The sequence below is a fragment of the Halomonas sp. DP8Y7-3 genome (assembly GCF_019801675.1).
GTDB lineage: Bacteria > Pseudomonadota > Gammaproteobacteria > Pseudomonadales > Halomonadaceae > Halomonas > Halomonas litopenaei_A.
Map to the genome: position 1 here is coordinate 37570 of NZ_JAHVIO010000001.1, position 16198 is coordinate 53767.

17 protein-coding genes are annotated in these 16198 nt (G+C 61.8%); 7 read left to right on the plus strand and 10 right to left on the minus strand.

Annotated elements, in window-relative coordinates; translation table 11 throughout:
- Positions 1–2 precede the first annotated feature (2 nt).
- Together KUV86_RS00185 and gcvT are read left to right on the plus strand one after the other, a co-directional pair.
- On the plus strand, positions 3–1337 hold the full coding sequence (locus tag KUV86_RS00185; RefSeq protein WP_261389732.1) for an alanine/glycine:cation symporter family protein: 1335 nt from the start codon (positions 3–5) through the stop codon (positions 1335–1337).
- Positions 1338–1418: 81 nt separating this feature from the next.
- Positions 1419–2528 (plus strand): glycine cleavage system aminomethyltransferase GcvT, encoded by a 1110-nt coding sequence (gene gcvT / locus KUV86_RS00190; RefSeq protein WP_222483229.1) that lies wholly within the window; start codon positions 1419–1421, stop codon positions 2526–2528.
- A 222-nt stretch (positions 2529–2750) separates the two neighbouring features.
- On the opposite strand, the gene KUV86_RS00195 is transcribed toward gcvT, so the two are convergent.
- From KUV86_RS00195 to KUV86_RS00220, 6 genes are all read right to left on the minus strand, one after another.
- The gene (locus KUV86_RS00195) at positions 2751–3380 is read right to left on the minus strand and encodes an alpha-ketoglutarate-dependent dioxygenase AlkB family protein (protein ID WP_261397503.1); all 630 of its coding nucleotides are present in this window, start codon (positions 3378–3380) and stop codon (positions 2751–2753) included.
- A 143-nt stretch (positions 3381–3523) separates the two neighbouring features.
- Positions 3524–4099, minus strand: a complete 576-nt coding sequence (locus KUV86_RS00200; protein WP_222483230.1) for a phosphatase PAP2 family protein — start codon at positions 4097–4099, stop codon at positions 3524–3526.
- A gap of 64 nt (positions 4100–4163) precedes the next feature.
- Complete coding sequence (locus KUV86_RS00205; protein ID WP_222163859.1) at positions 4164–5324, minus strand: glycosyltransferase family 4 protein; 1161 nt, start codon at positions 5322–5324, stop codon at positions 4164–4166.
- Positions 5325–5549: 225 nt separating this feature from the next.
- Entirely contained in the window at positions 5550–6488 is a 939-nt protein-coding gene (locus KUV86_RS00210) for a LysM peptidoglycan-binding domain-containing protein (protein WP_222483231.1), read from the minus strand.
- Entirely contained in the window at positions 6431–7306 is an 876-nt protein-coding gene (locus KUV86_RS00215) for an acyltransferase (RefSeq protein ID WP_206938559.1), read from the minus strand. The genes KUV86_RS00210 and KUV86_RS00215 overlap by 58 nt, the downstream gene beginning before the upstream one ends.
- A 127-nt stretch (positions 7307–7433) precedes the next feature.
- Positions 7434–8360, minus strand: coding sequence for a LysR family transcriptional regulator (locus KUV86_RS00220; protein WP_222163857.1), 927 nt, complete (start codon positions 8358–8360; stop codon positions 7434–7436).
- A gap of 179 nt (positions 8361–8539) precedes the next feature.
- Between KUV86_RS00220 and KUV86_RS00225 the strand changes: the two genes are divergently transcribed.
- The 3 genes from KUV86_RS00225 to KUV86_RS00235 all read left to right on the plus strand — a co-directional run bounded on the left by KUV86_RS00225 (position 8540) and on the right by KUV86_RS00235 (position 11600).
- Positions 8540–9241 carry a CoA transferase subunit A gene (locus tag KUV86_RS00225; protein ID WP_206938569.1) on the plus strand — a complete coding sequence of 234 codons (702 nt, stop codon included), beginning with the start codon at positions 8540–8542 and terminating at the stop codon, positions 9239–9241.
- Between the two features lie 90 nt (positions 9242–9331).
- A complete protein-coding gene (locus KUV86_RS00230; RefSeq protein WP_206938571.1) occupies positions 9332–9991 on the plus strand; it encodes a CoA transferase subunit B in 660 nt (219 codons plus the stop codon).
- 331 nt (positions 9992–10322) lie between these two features.
- On the plus strand, positions 10323–11600 hold the full coding sequence (locus tag KUV86_RS00235; RefSeq protein ID WP_206938573.1) for an MFS transporter: 1278 nt from the start codon (positions 10323–10325) through the stop codon (positions 11598–11600).
- 66 nt (positions 11601–11666) lie between these two features.
- On the opposite strand, the gene KUV86_RS00240 is transcribed toward KUV86_RS00235, so the two are convergent.
- From KUV86_RS00240 to KUV86_RS00250, 3 genes are all read right to left on the minus strand, one after another.
- On the minus strand, positions 11667–12425 hold the full coding sequence (locus tag KUV86_RS00240) for a DUF1338 family protein (protein WP_206938575.1): 759 nt from the start codon (positions 12423–12425) through the stop codon (positions 11667–11669).
- Between the two features lie 367 nt (positions 12426–12792).
- Entirely contained in the window at positions 12793–13056 is a 264-nt protein-coding gene (locus tag KUV86_RS00245; RefSeq protein ID WP_222483232.1) for a GrxA family glutaredoxin, read from the minus strand.
- A gap of 226 nt (positions 13057–13282) precedes the next feature.
- Positions 13283–14119, minus strand: coding sequence for an inositol monophosphatase family protein (locus KUV86_RS00250; RefSeq protein WP_206938579.1), 837 nt, complete (start codon positions 14117–14119; stop codon positions 13283–13285).
- A gap of 98 nt (positions 14120–14217) precedes the next feature.
- On the opposite strand from KUV86_RS00250, the gene hybE reads away from it, so the two are divergent.
- Both hybE and KUV86_RS00260 read left to right on the plus strand, forming a co-directional pair.
- Complete coding sequence (gene hybE / locus KUV86_RS00255; protein WP_222483233.1) at positions 14218–14676, plus strand: [NiFe]-hydrogenase assembly chaperone HybE; 459 nt, start codon at positions 14218–14220, stop codon at positions 14674–14676.
- Positions 14677–14812: 136 nt separating this feature from the next.
- On the plus strand, positions 14813–15580 hold the full coding sequence (locus tag KUV86_RS00260) for a 3-hydroxybutyrate dehydrogenase (RefSeq protein WP_222163853.1): 768 nt from the start codon (positions 14813–14815) through the stop codon (positions 15578–15580).
- A gap of 70 nt (positions 15581–15650) precedes the next feature.
- On the opposite strand, the gene KUV86_RS00265 is transcribed toward KUV86_RS00260, so the two are convergent.
- The gene (locus KUV86_RS00265; protein WP_206938592.1) at positions 15651–16190 is read right to left on the minus strand and encodes a response regulator transcription factor; all 540 of its coding nucleotides are present in this window, start codon (positions 16188–16190) and stop codon (positions 15651–15653) included.
- Between the last annotated feature and the right edge of the window lie 8 nt (positions 16191–16198).

Consider the following 16198-nt stretch of genomic DNA (forward strand, 5'->3'; position numbering starts at 1 on the left):
TCATGCTGGTCCTGCTGCTGGGGGTAGGCATCTATCTGCAGATCGGTCTGAAGATCATGCCTATTCGCAAGCTGGGTATGGGCTTCAAGTTGATGTGGGGGGGACGAGACAGCAAGGCGTCCTCCCAGGACGAGGGGGAAATTTCTCCCTTCAACGCCCTGATGACGGCGCTGTCCGCGACGATCGGTACCGGTAATATCGCCGGCGTGGCGACGGCGATTGCGCTGGGTGGTCCAGGCGCGGTGTTCTGGATGTGGATCACCGCACTGGTCGGTATGGCCACCAAGTTTGCCGAGGCCGTGCTGGCGGTGCGTTATCGCGAGACTGACGAGAACGGCTTCCACATCGGCGGGCCGATGTACTACATCAAGAACGGTCTTGGCCGCAAATGGCTGTGGCTGGGTGGCGCTTTCGCCTTCTTCGGCGCCGTGGCCGCCTTTGGTATCGGTAACACGGTGCAGTCGAACTCCGTCGCCGACGCGCTGGATTCCAGCTTCGGTATCCCGCACTGGGTCACCGGTCTGGTGATCATGGTGCTGGCGGGTGCCGTTATCCTGGGGGGGATCAAGCGCATCGCCAAGGTGGCGGGCAAGCTGGTGCCGGTCATGGGCATCGCCTACATCATTGCCGGCGTCTGCGCGCTGTCCGTGAATGCCGACCAGATTGGTAACGCCTTCTCCGACATCTTCTATTACGCCTTCAACCCCCATGCAGCAGTGGGTGGCTTTGCTGGTGCAGCGGTGATGGCGGCCATTCGTTTTGGTGTGGCACGCGGTATCTTCTCCAACGAGGCGGGCCTCGGTAGTGCCCCCATTGCTCACGCCGCGGCGCAAACCAAGAATCCGGTGCGTCAGGGCCTGATCGCCATGCTGGGTACCTTTATCGACACCATCATGGTGTGCACCGTGACGGCGTTGGTCATCTTGACCGCCCCCATCTGGGAGACCGGTGAACAGGGTGCCTCGCTGACCGCGATGTCCTTTGAAAACGCCTTGCCTGGTGGATGGGGTGACATCATCGTCTCCATTGCCCTGGCGGTGTTTGCCTTCACCACGATTCTGGGCTGGTCCTTCTACGGCGAGAAGTGCTTCCAGTTCCTGTTCGGCACGCGCTCCATCATGCTGTATCGCATTCTGTTCGTGGCTGCCATTCCGGTAGGTGCACTGGCGCAGCTTGGCTTCATCTGGCTGATGGCAGACACCTTCAACGCCATGATGGCGATTCCCAACTTGATTGCCCTGGCCCTGTTGTCGCCGGTGGTGTTCAAGCTGACCAAAGACTACTTCGACGGCAAGGACATCCTGCCGGGCGAAGACCTCGACCATCACAAGTCCTGAACCCAGGCCGTCGGCAGGAGGTGCCTCAAGGGCACCTCCTGTCGTTCGGGGGTTCTTTCATGAACCACGAGATGAGACGCCATGAGTGACCTCAAGACCACACCGCTGAATGCCCTTCACCGCGAGCTGGGGGCCAAGATGGTGCCCTTCGCTGGCTATGACATGCCTGTTCAGTACCCCCTGGGGGTGAAGAAGGAGCATGAGCACACTCGGGCCGCCTGTGGCCTGTTCGACGTGTCGCACATGGCACAGATCCTGATTCGCGGCGATGACGCATTGGTCGCCCTGGAATCGCTGGTACCGGCGGACCTGGTGGGACTGCCGGAAGGCATGCAGCGCTATGGTCTGTTCACCAGCGAGGAGGGTGGCATTCTCGATGACTTGATGACGGTCAATGCCGGGGACCATCTCTATCTGGTGGTGAATGCGGCTTGCCGGGAGCAGGATATTGCGCACCTTCGCCGCGGGCTGCCGGATCATGAGATTGAAGTGATAGACCGTGGCCTGCTCGCCCTTCAGGGCCCAAAGGCTGCCAGTGTCATGCAGCGCCTGTGCCCGGCGGCTTGTGACATGGTGTTCATGCAGCATGGCCGGTTCGACATCGATGGTATTCCTGTGTGGGTGAGTCGCAGCGGTTACACCGGCGAGGACGGCTTCGAGATTTCTGTGCCGGCAGAACAGACGGATGCGCTTGCCCGCAAGCTGCTGGCAGAAGATGAGGTCGAGGCGATCGGTCTCGGCGCGCGGGACTCGTTGCGCCTGGAAGCGGGGCTTTGCCTGTACGGTCACGATATCGATACCACCACGACTCCGGTCGAGGCAGGGTTGATCTGGGCGATCGGCAAGCCAAGGCGTCGCGGTGGCGAGCGTGCCGGCGGTTTTCCGGGGGCGGACATGGTGCTGCACCAAATTGAGGTCAAGGACCATCAGCGCAAGCGGGTCGGGCTACTGGCCGAGGGCCGGGCGCCGGTGCGTGAGGGTGCCGAGCTGTACAGTGAAGACAACCAGCTGTTGGGCAGCGTGACCTCTGGAGGCTTTGGGCCCAGCGTGGGCAAGCCCGTGGCCATGGGCTACGTCACGCTCGACCACGCGGAGTTGGGCACCACGGTCTACGCCGAGGTGCGTGGCAAGCGGCTGCCGATGACGGTGACACGGATGCCGGTCATCACGCCTGGCTACTATCGGGGATAGGCCGCCAGCGAGCGTTCGTCACTTTAGGCCTGAGCTGTCAGCGTAGTGGGTGTTATACCGTTATCTTGTGTGTGAGATTCGGGGACAACAGCCACAAAGCCTCAGCTGAACGCAAGCATCTCTACGAAACGGCGCCCATCGGCGCCGTTTTTTGTGTCAGCACGACACTATTGCGATCTCGGTGCGCCTTCGTTGTCCGGCCTCTACGTCAGCTGTGACGTGTCAGGAGGCCGTGTCGAGATGGCGAAAGGTCAAGTTGACCCGCTGGCCGACGCTGCTGCGGGGCAGCAGCGCATGCTCCAGCTGCTCCTGACAGCCAGGTCCCATCCACAGCAGGCTGCCATGGTCGAGCCAGACATTGAACGCCGGTGATCGGCGGTCCTTCCAGCGAAAGCGCATGGGTCGGCTGGCGCCGAGGCTAATGGAGGCGATGACGGGCAGGGGGCCAAGCTCTCGCTCATTGTCGCAGTGCCAGCCCATGCGATCGTCCCCACTGCGATAGCGGTTGATCAAGACGCTGTTGAAGAGAGGCGTTGCGGGAGGAAGCTGAGCATTCAGCCGGTCCCGCAGATCAGCGACCAGCGGGTGCCAGGGGCATGGCAGAAAGTCGTTGCCGGAGAACCGGTAAGCGTGGTCGCCCATCCATACCTGCTGGCGCGGGATCAGGTGGGTCTTGCCGTAGAGGCGGATAGCGGGGCGCTGCCAATCCAGGTCTCTCAGCAGCCCTTCGAGGGTGTCAGTGGCGACGTCGCTCGGCAGAAAGCGTGAGACATACTCCAGCGGGGGCGACGTCAGAATGTGTTGGGTATCAGGGTTGGGCATGGCGCCAGCATAACAGCCCTGCAGGGCCATGGCATAAGAGCCATGACATAAGGGCCAGGCTCTTGATAAGGGAAGCTGAGGCTCTTTGGAAGGGACGCTGTGGCTCTTTCAAAGGGGCGTTGTGTCAGATGAGGGCGGACCCGCTGGCAGGCAGTACAGGGTCCGCACACGGTTCACGACGTGGCTGCCACCATCAGCACAGAGGTGGTCGAGAGCCCCAGGCTGGCCAACGCCATGGCATATCCCAGCGCGGCACCGGCGACGACATCGCTGTAGTAGTGCAACCCCAGGCCAACCCGGGAGATGGCAATCAACCCGGCCAGAGGCAATAGCCAAGGCAGCAGGACAGGATTATGTACTGCTGCCAGGGTGCAGAACATCACGGCGTGCATGGTATGCCCGCTGGGAAAGCTGTAGCGGTCTCTGGCGGGCTCGTTGCATTGGATGCTGCCGCCGAAGGTAATGAAGGGACGCTCACGACACAGGCGCGTCTTCAGCAGCTTGTAGACCGCGATTGCGACAAGCGCAGTAGCGATGTATTCGAACATCAAGCGCAGTCCGATATCACGGCCATGCAAGGCCGGTAGGGCGATGATCAGCGCCACCCACACCGGCCAATCGCCAAGCTTGCTGGCGATTTTCAGGGTAGACAGCCAAGGCCGATAGATGCTGAATCCGGCGGTGCGCTGGCAGAGCTGCCACTCGAGCATGTCGAGTCGGTCGAACCACTGAGGAATCTTGTTGGTCATCTCGTGTCTCCTCTCCGTTACATCAATCAGCGCCCGGCCCGGCGTGGCGTGGGTCATGCCACTCTCAGGCTTCGGCAGGGTTCGAGAGCTGTCCGCGTGCATGGCGTGCGTGTTCGTGGGCGTCCAGGAAGGTCTGAGCGATAGTGGGCCAGCGGTAGGCCAGTGCTCGTTCCCGAGCCGCTCTGCCCAGCCGCGCGTAGCGGGCCTGCTGTTGGCATAGCGCCACAGCCTCTTGGCGGAAGGTCTGGTTATCTCCCGGCGGGATACTGACTCCATCGTGATCGGTGCTGATCAGCTCTGCTCCTGCGGCATGGCGAAAGGCGACGACGGCGAGCCCGCTGGCCATGGCCTCGAGTATTACGTTGCCCCAGGTTTCCGACAGGGAGGGAAAGACGAAGATGTCGGCGCTGGCGTAGTGTGTCTGCATCTGGGCTGAGTCAATGAACCCCGTGAAGATGGCGTCAGGCAGCGCCTTCTCGAGGCTCGCTCGTCCAGGACCATCGCCCACCACGACCAGGCGCATGTCAGGACGAGCCTCCAGCATGTCGAGGAAGGTGTCTCTGAGCAGATCGAGGTTCTTTTCTGGCGCCAACCGACCGACGTACAGGGCTACCGGCTGGTGCTGACCGACTCCCCAGGAGTCCCGGAGCTCCTGGCTCCGCTTGTCAGGAGTGAAGCGGTCACCTTCGATACCACGCGCCATCACAGACACGCGCTCGAATCCTGCCGTCGCCAGTTCACGCGCCTGCTGATGTGTCGGCACCAGCGTGGCGGCGCAGCGGTTGTGGAAGTGGCGCAGGCGCTGGCGGACCAGCGGAGCTAGCCAGGGCACACCGTAATCCTGGCAATAGTGGTCGAAGTTGGTGTGCCATCCACTGACCACTGGTATGTCCAGTTTCTCGGCGGCACGCAAGGCCGACCAGCCTAGCGGGCCTTCGGTGGCCACATAGATGGCATCTGGCTTGGTCGTCTGCCACAGGCGCTTCAGCGTGCCGACGCTGGCCCAGCCAATTCGAACTTCCTTGTAGCGTGGCATCGACATCCCGCGCACACGTAGCTCGTGCTCCATGCCCTCCGCCTTGGCGGCGCTGGCATCGACCGGCTCCGGGCGCACCAGCTGCAAGGTGACGCCGAGGGCAAGCAGCTCCCGGCTGATACGTCCGAGTGTGTGGGCGACTCCGTTGATGTCGGGAGACCAGGTTTCGCTGACCAGACAGATGCGCATGGCGTTCCTCGTGCCCGTCGGGCCCCACTTGGCCCGCTCGAGGACGAGCATGCAATGCGTCCATGACAGCTCTGGGTCAGCCACGTGAATAGCCTGTTACTACAGGCGGACGGAGCGGGTGGCGCGAGCATGAAAAAGCAGCTGCAGAGAGAATCGACGGAAAGACGCGGCGCAGGGCCAAGGGGTGAGCCGTCGCTCTGGGAGTGAGAGCGACGGCAGAGGCGTTTAACGCAGGATGGTGCCAGGATCGATGGGTTTGCCCCCATGGCGCATATCGAACAGCAGGTCATAGCGGCCGGTCGACGAGTGCTTGCCGACCGAGCACAGCGCCGTCCCGCGGGTGACCTGGTCGCCCTTGGATACCAGAATGTCGCCGCACAGCGCATAGACGCTCTGCAGGTTATCGGCATGGTGGACGATGACTACCTTGCCAAGCTGGCGCATGCTGTCAGCGAAACTGACTTCTCCATCGGCGACCGCCTTGGCATTGGCACCCTCGTCGGTGGCCAGCAGCATCGGCTGCAGCCTGCCGCGACTGTCATTGCCGTAGCGGCGTACTACACGATAGTCGTCCAGCGGCCATGGCCAGCCACGTGCCCGCGATGTCACCGGGCCAGGGTCCGGCAGGCGGGCGCTGCTGGAAGGCGCGCTCGACGCAGCGGTCGCTCGGCTGGTCGATGCGCTGCTGGCGCGCAGTGGAACCTGAATCAGTTGCCCGACCTTGAGATCAGTAGCGCGGACACCGGGGTTCGCGCTTTGAATGCGCGCCGTGGTCGTGCCGAAGCGTCTGGCGACGGCGCTGTAGGTATCGCCGGGCCTCACCTGATAACGGTAGGGGCCGCCGGAGGGCGCGCGCTCCTGTCGTGACGGCACCAGCAGGCGTTGCCCCACCGCCAGATGACGAGAATCGACACCCGGGTTAAAGCGCTGAAGACGCAGCAGCGGAATGCCAGCCCTGCGGGCGATCGTGCCGAGGGTGTCGCCGCGTTGAACGCTGATCCAGTCTCCTGCGATGGAGGCGCTCGCCACATGGCTGGATCTCGCGCTGGGGGTGCTGTTGGCGCCGGAACCAGCGCACCCGGTGATCAGCAGCGCCATGCTGGCGATCACCAGCGGTGCGAGGCGAGCGAAGCGTCCTTGTCTTGCCAAAGGGCATTGAGCCATGAATGGAAGCGTTCCTTGTAGATCGGGTCGTCGTGGTAGCGGCCATCCAGCATCCAGTCAGCGACGTCCAGGCGACGCGCATCAAGCCGAATGGCCTTTTCCTTGCCACACAAAAAGCGCCAGAAACTCGGCGCGCTCGACTGGTAGTCGATCGTGACGTCGAGGATCGCATCCAGGCGATCTCCCAGCAGGGCCAGCACCTGCGCGATGCCCCCCGCCTTTGGACGCAGCAGATGGGTGAACGGACTCTGGCGCGCATCACGCTTGGCCGGCGTAAAGCGGGTACCCTCGACAAAGTTGATGATGGCGATGGGGACATCCCGCGCACGCTCGCACATGCGCTCGGTGGCCTTGCGGTCACGTTCCGCCAGGGCCGGATTGGCCGCCAGCTGTTCCTTGCTGTAGCGCCGCATAAAGGGAAATTCTAGGGCCCACCAGGCCATGCCGACTACCGGAATCCAGATCAGCTGCTGTTTAAGGAAAAAGCGAGGCATGGGAACCTTGCGATGCATCGCCATCATCAACAGGAAGATATCGGTCCAGCTGCGGTGATTCGACAGGATCAGGTACCAGGACTCCGGAGACAGATCGTCAGGCACCGTTATCCTGACGTCAGGGCGTACCCAGTGGCGTATCCACCACAGGTTGAAGCCTATCCAGTTCAGAGCGATCGCGTTTAGGCCGCCCAGCACACGACGCTGCAGATGGCGTCCTGGGGTGATCAGCTTGAGCAGGGTCAAGCACACCAGGGGCAGGGTCCAGAACAGGGTGTTGGCCACGAGCAGCAGAATGCTGACCAGTCCCTTGAGGCTAGACATCAAGTTACATACCTCATCTCAGAATTGTGTCGCTTGGTTCGCTGCAGGGGGGCAGCGGGGAGCTCGCCAATCCTAATGGATATGCCGCTGGCTGCCCAGCCGAAGGCGCATCCTCGGCGCTGGCCACTCACTGCTGAGCCTCTTGCTGCGCTGCACGGGAAGGTAGCTGTGGGGGCGGCGTGGCACCCTCCAGGATATCGACCATGGCGCGGGCGGCGACAGACAGTTCATGGGGGTTCCAGGTCACGATACCGACCCTGCGCTCGATTGCCGGGTCGGAGAGTGGGCGACAGACGGCTCCGGCTTCTTGCATCTGCGACATGCACAGTGCTGGCACGGCACTGACCCCAAGTCCGTTGGCGACCATGCGCCCCACACTTGCCAGCTGATGGGTCTCGAAGGCGACCTTGAGCGCTCCATGGCGGCTGCCCAGCTGTTGTTCCAGCAGGCGCCTGACCATGGAGGGACGCTGAAGGGCAACAAAGTCCCAGTTCATCAGGGTGTCCCAGGACAACGATGAGTGCTGTACCAAGGGAGAGCGGGGGGGCAGCACCGCGATGAAGCGATCGCTGAACAGCGGGGTAAAGTGCAGGCTGCCTGTGGCTTCCGGCTCAAAGGCAATGCCCATCTCGACCTGGCGTTGGCGGACCATGTCGATGACCTGCTCGTTGACCACATCGTGCACGGTCACGTTGATACGTGGGTGACGGCGGTGAAAGACCGCCAGGGACGGCGCCAGCAGATTGCCCGCAAAGGCGGGCATGGCCGCCAGCGAGAGGCGACCCAATTGCAAGGTAAAGCGCTGGCGCAAGGCGTCCTCAGTGTTATCCCACTCCACCAGCAGGCGCTTGGCCAGGGGCACCAGCGACTCGCCTTCCGGTGTCAGTCGCACGCTACGGGTGGTGCGGATCAGCAGGCGCCCGCCCAGGCTGTCTTCAAGCCCCTTGATGGCCAGGCTAAGGGCAGGCTGAGACAGGTGCAGCTGCTCGCAGGCCTGGGTGAAACTCAGCGTCCTTGCGACGGCGAGAAAGGCGCGGAGTTGCTTCACGGTCATGGCGTGCTACCAAGGTCAAATTTATAAGGATGGTAAAACAATCAATAAATAAAACAAACTTAACAAATATATTATCCCGGGCAACACTGCCATCAGTGCTACCTTGTAGCAGTGTCCTGCTGCCCATTGACGGCTGCCAGGCATTTCCTTCACTGATCATCGACAGACGAGGCGCCCACATGGCCGGATTCGACAAGCGCGTGTATTCCTATGAAGAGGCGATGGACGGCATCGAAAGCGGAATGACGGTACTGGCCGGAGGCTTCGGCCTCTGTGGTATCCCTGAAAATCTGATTGCCGAGATCAAGCGTCGCGGGGTCAAGGACCTTACCGTCGTATCCAACAACTGCGGCGTGGATGGCTTCGGCCTTGGTGTGCTGCTGGAAGATCGTCAGATCAGCAAGATTCTGGCGTCCTATGTGGGCGAGAACGCGCTGTTTGAACGTCAGATGCTTGACGGTGAAATCGATGTCCAGCTGACCCCGCAGGGCACCCTGGCGGAGAAGATGCGCGCTGGTGGCGCCGGGATTCCCGCGTTCTACACCGCCACTGGGTACGGGACACCTATCGGCGAGGGTAAGGAAGTCCGCGAGTTCAATGGACGTCACTACATTCTTGAGGAAGCGATTGTCGGCGACTTTGCCATCGTCAAGGGCTGGAAGGCGGATCGCTACGGCAATGTTGTGTATCGCAAGACTGCCCAGAACTTCAACCCGATGGCGGCCACCGCAGGCAAGATCACCGTGGTCGAAGTGGAAGAGATCGTCGAGCCTGGCGAGCTGGATCCGGCCGAAATTCATACGCCGGGTATCTATGTGGACCGCCTGATCCAAGGCACCTTCGAGAAGCGCATCGAGAAGCGCACGGTGCATCAGGGCTGACAGGCCGCTAGATTCAGACCCGTTGAGGGTGCTTGCCAAGGTAAGCGCCAACGGGCAACCAGCTCCATGACATAGACAAGAGGCATCAAGATGGCACTTACTCGTGAACAGATGGCACAGCGTGTCGCCCGTGAACTCGAAGACGGTTTCTACGTGAACCTGGGCATCGGTATTCCCACCCTGGTCGCCAACTATGTGCCGGAAGGCATGGACGTCATGCTGCAGTCCGAGAACGGGCTCCTCGGCATGGGCCGCTTCCCGACCGAAGAAGAGGTCGATCCGGACATGATCAATGCGGGTAAGCAGACCGTGACGGCGCGCCCTGGTGCGGCCATTTTCTCGTCTGCAGAATCCTTCGCCATGATTCGCGGCGGTCACGTTGACCTGACCGTACTGGGCGCCTTTGAGGTAGACCAGAACGGAAACATTGCCTCGTGGATGGTGCCCGGCAAGTTGATCAAGGGCATGGGCGGGGCCATGGACCTGGTGGCCGGGGCAGAGAACATCATCTGCACCATGACCCACGCCTCCAAGGATGGATCGTCGAAATTGCTGGAGTCGTGCACCTTGCCCCTGACCGGTGCGGGTTGCATCAAAAGGGTGCTGACCGATCTTGCCTATCTCGAGATCGATGACGGCGCCTTTATCCTCAAGGAGCGTGCGCCTGGTGTGAGCGTCGAGGAGATCAAGGAGAAGACCGCCGGCAAGCTGATCGTTCCAGAGCACGTACCGGAGATGGTATTTGATTGATTGACGTGTCAGCTTGAACACGCGTTATCGCGGCCCGGCTCTTGCCGGGCCGCTTTCGTTGAAGTGCTTCAAGAGGTTGTCGATTTTGTGACCATCTTGAGCATGCCCCCCCTGTGGCCGGGCCCCTGGGCCATTCAAACGCCTTGATGCACAGCCTTATCCACAGATTTTGTGGATGAACCTCCTGCGAGGGATGGTCTCCTCTCAACGGATCGGTACAATGCGGCGCCGTTGCCCCCGTATCGTCTCTGTCCTGTCCCTGTAGCCCACCCACGCAGAGCGGACGACAGACAGGTCGATCGTCCACGTCCCATACCCACGGAGGTTCCCCTTGCGCGCGCTGCCCGCCACGCTACCTGTGCTTTTTCTGTGTGAGATGTGCTTTCTGCTAGGTCACGGCCTGATCATGACCTTGCTGGGGGTCAGGATGTCACTGGAAGGGTTTCCTTCGCAGATGGCAGGCCTATTGATGTCGAGCTTTTCGCTGGGGTTCGTGGCGGGAAGCTATTGGCTCGAGAAGCGCATCCGCAGCGTCGGCCATATTCGCGTGTTTGCGGCCTGCGCCGCCTCCCTGGCAGTCACGGCTATGCTCCATGGTTTATGGGTAAATCCCTGGGCTTGGCTGGTGTGGCGGCTGATTGGCGGTGGTGCCACCGCGGGCCTGCTGATGGTGATGGAGTCATGGGTATCGGGTGAGTCCAGCAATGACAATCGGGGCAAGGTACTCGGCTGGTACATGGTGATCTCGACGACCTCACTGGCGGGTGGGCAATGGATGCTGAACATCGCCGACCCGGCCGGGCCGGTATTGTTCTCGGTGGTCGGTATGCTGTTTGCGCTGTCCCTGGTGCCGCTATCGATTCATCGTATCCACGGACCCAGTCGCCATGGCGATATTACCCCTCGCAAGATCAAGCTGAAGACGCTCTATCGTCGTGCTCCGGTCGGGCTGGTCGGCGCCTTCACTGGCGGTCTCATGGTCCAGGCCTTCTTTGCCATGACCCCCTACTATGGACAGGAAATTGGTCTGACAACGGCCCAGACCGCGAAATTCATGGCGGTGACCACACTGGTGGCGCTGGTGGCCCAGTGGGGCCTCGGTCGCGTATCGGATCGGCTGGACAGGCGGCGCGTCATCCTGTGGATGGCCATCGTCATGACCGTCACCGGGGCGCTGATTTCGGTAGTGGCGGGCGGCAGTTTCTGGTGGTTGCTGGCGATCGCCTGCGGTCATACCGCCATGTTGCATACGCTGTATTCATTGAGCCTTGCCCACACCAACGACTGGCTGGAGCCGGAAGAAGTGGTAGCCGCCAACGCCAAGCTGATGATGTGGTACGGCATCGGCTCGGTCATTGGCCCCTTCAGTGCGTCGCTGGTGATGCAGGCGGCAGGCCCCGATGGCCTGTGGCTGTTCCTGGGCATGGCGGCGTTTTCGCTGGCCATGTTTGTGATGGTGCGACTGCATGGTGAACGAGATCGCCACGTGGAGCAGGAGCCCTTCGTGGCTCAGCCGGTCATGGAGACACCGCATTTCGCCGAGGTCGATCCACGCCACGAACCGCAGCAGCTGGAACTGGATCTTGAGGCTGAGTCGACCCCGAGCTGACAGTCGGTGCGCCAGGCCGAGTGCATGTCGTCTTGGATATGCGCTCAGGTGCTGACGCTATATGCGCTAGAGGATTTCGCAGCGACTGTGGGGTGGCAGCATCACGTCGGCGGTGCGCTCCTGGCCGGCACTGGCCTGTTTTTCCAGCAGCAGCAGTCCACCCAGCTGCACCCGATGCTCATCACCATGGGCGAAGGCCAGTCGGCGTGAGCAGGTAGGGTAGAAGCGATGCTCGACCATGGCCGACATCGGCAACGGGAGGTCATCGTCGTCGCCGAGGGCAAGTCCTTGCTGGCGCACCGCGTTATCCAGCTGTGACAGGGGACGGCCCAAGTGCTGGCAGTCCAGCGCCACGTGATGGACCCTGGGGCCCATCACTGACAGCCAGGCAGCCAGCGGGTGGGCTGCATGCAGGCGTTCATACAGCGACCAGTCAGGCATGGGCCAGGGACGGCAAGCGCCGGGAAGGGGCAGGGCCGAAGGGTGGCCCTGCTTGACCAGCGAGAGCAGCGCGTCCCGAGGCGCTCGCGAGAGGCGGGTGGTCTGCAGCTCCACGATGATGATACGCGGGCCGTCGCCAAGCCCCCCTAGCAAGCAGGCCAGCAGGCCTCGCTCGGGCAGGGCATAGCGGTGCAGCGGGCGGTAGTCATGGGCTTCCAGCATCGGCAGCAGTGACGCGAGATTCCATGGTGACTGGCTCAAGGTCACCAAGGTAAAGCTCTCGATCGGCGCATCCACTGGCCACAGGCGCAAGGCACTGACATCCGGATGCTGGTGAATGTAGTCCAGCCTGAGTTGCTGAACGAGGCGCTGCTGCTCTGTCATTGCCGTTCCTTGCCTGCCCGATACCTGAGCCATGAGTATAGGCATGGCGTCGTCATGACCATTCAACGACGCGAGAACGTTTGTCTGCTTGGATCTTGGATGACGTCGTTTTTGCTCGCTTGAGCATAAAAGCCTGCGCATAAAAAAACGGCGAGGGGTCCGATGGATCCCTCGCCGTGCTTTTACCAAGAGCTTTCTCTACGTGCTTTCTCGACGTGTTTTTTCACGTGTCTTTCAGATGTCTTCCACGCTTCCTTCGCGTCGTTCAGCACATCAGACGGTTCGATCGCCGCCTACCGCGGTGTCGTTACCGCGTAGCCGTTCACGGTGGTGCCTGGCCAGGTGTCCAGCCGACTCCCGGTGGTGGTCAGGCAGGCAACATGGCGTTGTCACGGACGTACTGATCGAATTCCGTGAAACCACCGACGTGGGTCTGGTCCACGAAAATCTGCGGCACGGTGGTCACAGGCTTGCCAATGGTCTTTTCCATGTCGGCTTTAGAGATGCCTTCTTCATGGATATCGACGTAGCGGTAGCCTTCGATGCTGCCGGCATCGCTCAGGGTGTTGGCAAGCTCCTTGGCGCGCACGCAGAAGGGGCATCCAGGACGACCGAAAATAACAACAAACATGACATCTCCTTGCATACGCAATGCATTGACGAGTGGTGTCTGTGACCTGCGTGAGGACGCTTCGAAGACGACCTTCAAAGGCATTGGTTCAGCCCTATCGGTTGGTCGTTGGTGAGAACAGCACAGCGAAGCGAGCAGGTCGACGAAGAAAGTGGCGCGCATTGTGACGGATTGTGCTGTCGAAGGCCAATAGGTGGAACATATCTCTCCCTATCGGCCATCGCTATCACGCCTGGTCGGCGCTGTCCTCACGCAGCTCGCCGGCGTCGGCACGGCGCAGTAGATCGGCCAATTCGGCGTGGATACTCGGTGCGCTGACCAGCAGGTTTTCACCGTACAGGTCCTCCGGCAGACCACCAGGACAGGGGTAGAGGTGTCCGGTGGTAGCGCCAGCCTCGGCGGCAATCAGCCAACCGGCGGCGAAATCCCAGGGGGATACGGTTTCGTAATAGGCATCCAGCCGACCGCGAGCCACGTCACACAGGTCCAGCGCGGCGGAGCCATTGCGGCGGATGTCGCGGCAGCGATGAAGCACCGCGCCGAGTCGACGCATCAGCGGGGGACGGCTGTCACGCCGATAGGGAAAACCGGTACCGACCAGGCTGGCGTCCAGGCTCTTCGCCTGGCTCGCCTTGATCGGCTGGTCGTTGCACCAGGCACCCTTGCCGCGAACGGCGGTGTAGGTCTCTCCCAGGAACGGGGCATGCACCACGCCGAGTTGGGTGACCCCATCCTTGACGTAGGCAATCGACACCGCCACATGACACAGCCCGTGGGCAAAATTGACGGTGCCATCAATGGGGTCGACCACCCACAGGTCGCCACCTTGCTCCAAGGCATCCTTATCGGGCGAGAGTTCCTCGCTCAGGCGCTCTTCGCCGGGGAAAGCCGACTCCAGTCGCTGGCTGATCATGGTGTCGACGGCGACGTCGGTATCCGTGACCAGCTCCTGTCCGTCCTTGTAGTGGTGCTGTAGATCGTCGTTGTCGCGGGCGTCAGCGATCATCTGACCTGCGGCTTTCGCGATCTCGATGGTAACGGCCAGGCGCTCCTCGAGGTTCATGGGGCACTCCTTACAGGGGACAATGGTGTAGAGTCTACCATCGCCACGATCTCACGCCGATATCTCGCACCCCGTGCCGCGTCCGTAGAGGAAACATCATGAGCGCCCTGACCCGCGATCAATACCGTCGTCTCGAGGCCCTGGCGGACGCCTATCGCGTTGCCCACCAGCAGGCATTGGACGTGTGCGCGGGCTCGCGCCGGGGGTTGAAGGTCGATGCTCTGTGTTTCGGGGTCTGTCCCGGTCATCCAGGCTGGCTGCTGGGCGCCTGGCTGACGCCATGTCATCTGTCCCTTGCGCTGGTCAGAGATGTGTCGCAGGCGCCAGGCCCGGCCGACCGTCCCGCCAGCGTTCCCACCGATGAGATGTCCCGTTCTCCATGGTATGTGACCCTGCCACGTGGTGAGTTCGCATTTTATCGGGAGGCGCTAGGCGACAGCTGGCTGTGGCGATGTGAGTTGCTGTCGGATCTGGACGATGTCGATGATATGGGCGAGGCCTGTCGCCTGGCTCAGCGGCTGATGGACCGCGTCATGACGGAAGCTTCCCCAGGCTGAACGATCCCTTGTTTCGACTATGGGATGGCTGGCGCTGCACTGCAGCACTATCTATGCTGGTGCCCTAATGTACGGCGCCGTTAGTGGCGAACCGTACGGGCGATAACCTGCAGACGCCTCGCGCAAGGAGAGAGAGATGAGTGCCAATTCCCCGACCAGGGTCGCACTGGTGACCGGCACCAGCAGCGGCATCGGAGCCGCGGTCGTGGCCGAGCTACGAGCCCAGGGACATGAGGTGCTGGCCGTCGACTTCAACCCGGAAGGGCGCCAGACTGCAGAGGCCGAGGGCGCCGCCTTCTATCAGGCTGACCTGACCCAGGGCGAGGCGTGTCGCGGCGCAGTGGATGAGGCGCTGGCACGTTTCGGTCGCGTGGATATTCTGGTGAACAATGCGGGCATTCAGCATGTCGCACCGATTGTCGATTTTCCCGAAGAGCAGTGGCGCCGGATCATTGATCTCATGCTGACCGCCCCGTTCCTGCTGACCCAGGCCGTGTGGCCGTCGATGCGTGACAATGGCTGGGGGCGGATCATCAACATTGCCTCGGTGCACGCTCAGGTGGCTTCGCCCGGCAAGTCGGCCTATATCAGCGCCAAGCACGGCATGATAGGGCTGACCAAGACCGCTGCATTGGAAGGCGGCGCGCAGGGGATTACGGCCAATGCGCTGTGTCCTGCCTATGTGAAGACACCGTTGGTGGATAACCAGATCAGCGATCAGGCCAAGCTGCATGGCATGGAAGAACAGCAGGTCATCGAGCAAATCATGCTCAAGAACGCTGCGGTGAAGCGGTTGATCGAGCCCAGCGAGGTCGCTTCTCTGGTAGCGTACCTGGCCTCGGATGCGGCTGGCGCGGTTACCGGTGCCAGTTGGAATATCGACCTGGGCTGGACAGCACAGTAGTCATCGCGGCGACGCCACATGGGTCAGACGCCGACCAGTCGACCGGCGTCTGACACGTCGCACCAGCGCGTCAGCGCCTGACCGGGCGCTTCTGCAGCTTGCGTTGCAGGGTTCTTCGGTGCATGCCTAGCGCTCTGGCGGTGGCTGAGATATTGCCATCGTGCTCCTGCAGAACCTTTTGAATATGCTCCCAGGTAAGCCGGTTGATCGAGGGAGGGTTGTCCGCCACTTCCGTCTCGGGGTTGCCTTCACGCTGCTCTAGCGCGGCCAGCACCTCGTCGGCGTCTACCGGCTTGCACAGGTAGTTGACGGCACCCAGCTTGATCGCCTCCACCGCCGTCGCGATGCTGGAGTAGCCGGTCAGTACCACGACGCGACACTGGGGAACGACCTCCAGTAGTTCGGGCAGCAGTTTCAGCCCGGACTCCTGGTCGAGTTTCAGGTCCAGGGTGGCGACGTCGGGCTGGTGACTGCGGGCCAGTTCCAGCGCCTGGGTGGCGTCCAGCGCCACCTTGACGTCATGTCCTCGGCGCTGCATGGCGCGTTCGAGGACGTGGCAGAAGACGTCATCATCATCAATGATCAGTAGCCTGTGTGCGGTGTCTTGCATGATGTCCT

What these genes read in the sequence shown, in the direction of transcription:
- KUV86_RS00185 (WP_261389732.1), top strand. Translation starts at nt 3, where the DNA reads ATGCTGGTCCTGCTGCTGGGGGTAGGCATCTATCTGCAGATCGGTCTG.
- gcvT (WP_222483229.1), top strand. Translation starts at nt 1,419, where the DNA reads ATGAGTGACCTCAAGACCACACCGCTGAATGCCCTTCACCGCGAGCTG.
- KUV86_RS00195 (WP_261397503.1), bottom strand. Translation starts at nt 3,380, where the DNA reads ATGGCCCTGCAGGGCTGTTATGCTGGCGCCATGCCCAACCCTGATACC.
- KUV86_RS00200 (WP_222483230.1), bottom strand. Translation starts at nt 4,099, where the DNA reads ATGACCAACAAGATTCCTCAGTGGTTCGACCGACTCGACATGCTCGAG.
- KUV86_RS00205 (WP_222163859.1), bottom strand. Translation starts at nt 5,324, where the DNA reads ATGCGCATCTGTCTGGTCAGCGAAACCTGGTCTCCCGACATCAACGGA.
- KUV86_RS00210 (WP_222483231.1), bottom strand. Translation starts at nt 6,488, where the DNA reads ATGGCTCAATGCCCTTTGGCAAGACAAGGACGCTTCGCTCGCCTCGCA.
- KUV86_RS00215 (WP_206938559.1), bottom strand. Translation starts at nt 7,306, where the DNA reads ATGTCTAGCCTCAAGGGACTGGTCAGCATTCTGCTGCTCGTGGCCAAC.
- KUV86_RS00220 (WP_222163857.1), bottom strand. Translation starts at nt 8,360, where the DNA reads ATGACCGTGAAGCAACTCCGCGCCTTTCTCGCCGTCGCAAGGACGCTG.
- KUV86_RS00225 (WP_206938569.1), top strand. Translation starts at nt 8,540, where the DNA reads ATGGCCGGATTCGACAAGCGCGTGTATTCCTATGAAGAGGCGATGGAC.
- KUV86_RS00230 (WP_206938571.1), top strand. Translation starts at nt 9,332, where the DNA reads ATGGCACTTACTCGTGAACAGATGGCACAGCGTGTCGCCCGTGAACTC.
- KUV86_RS00240 (WP_206938575.1), bottom strand. Translation starts at nt 12,425, where the DNA reads ATGACAGAGCAGCAGCGCCTCGTTCAGCAACTCAGGCTGGACTACATT.
- KUV86_RS00245 (WP_222483232.1), bottom strand. Translation starts at nt 13,056, where the DNA reads ATGTTTGTTGTTATTTTCGGTCGTCCTGGATGCCCCTTCTGCGTGCGC.
- KUV86_RS00250 (WP_206938579.1), bottom strand. Translation starts at nt 14,119, where the DNA reads ATGAACCTCGAGGAGCGCCTGGCCGTTACCATCGAGATCGCGAAAGCC.
- hybE (WP_222483233.1), top strand. Translation starts at nt 14,218, where the DNA reads ATGAGCGCCCTGACCCGCGATCAATACCGTCGTCTCGAGGCCCTGGCG.
- KUV86_RS00260 (WP_222163853.1), top strand. Translation starts at nt 14,813, where the DNA reads ATGAGTGCCAATTCCCCGACCAGGGTCGCACTGGTGACCGGCACCAGC.
- KUV86_RS00265 (WP_206938592.1), bottom strand. Translation starts at nt 16,190, where the DNA reads ATGCAAGACACCGCACACAGGCTACTGATCATTGATGATGATGACGTC.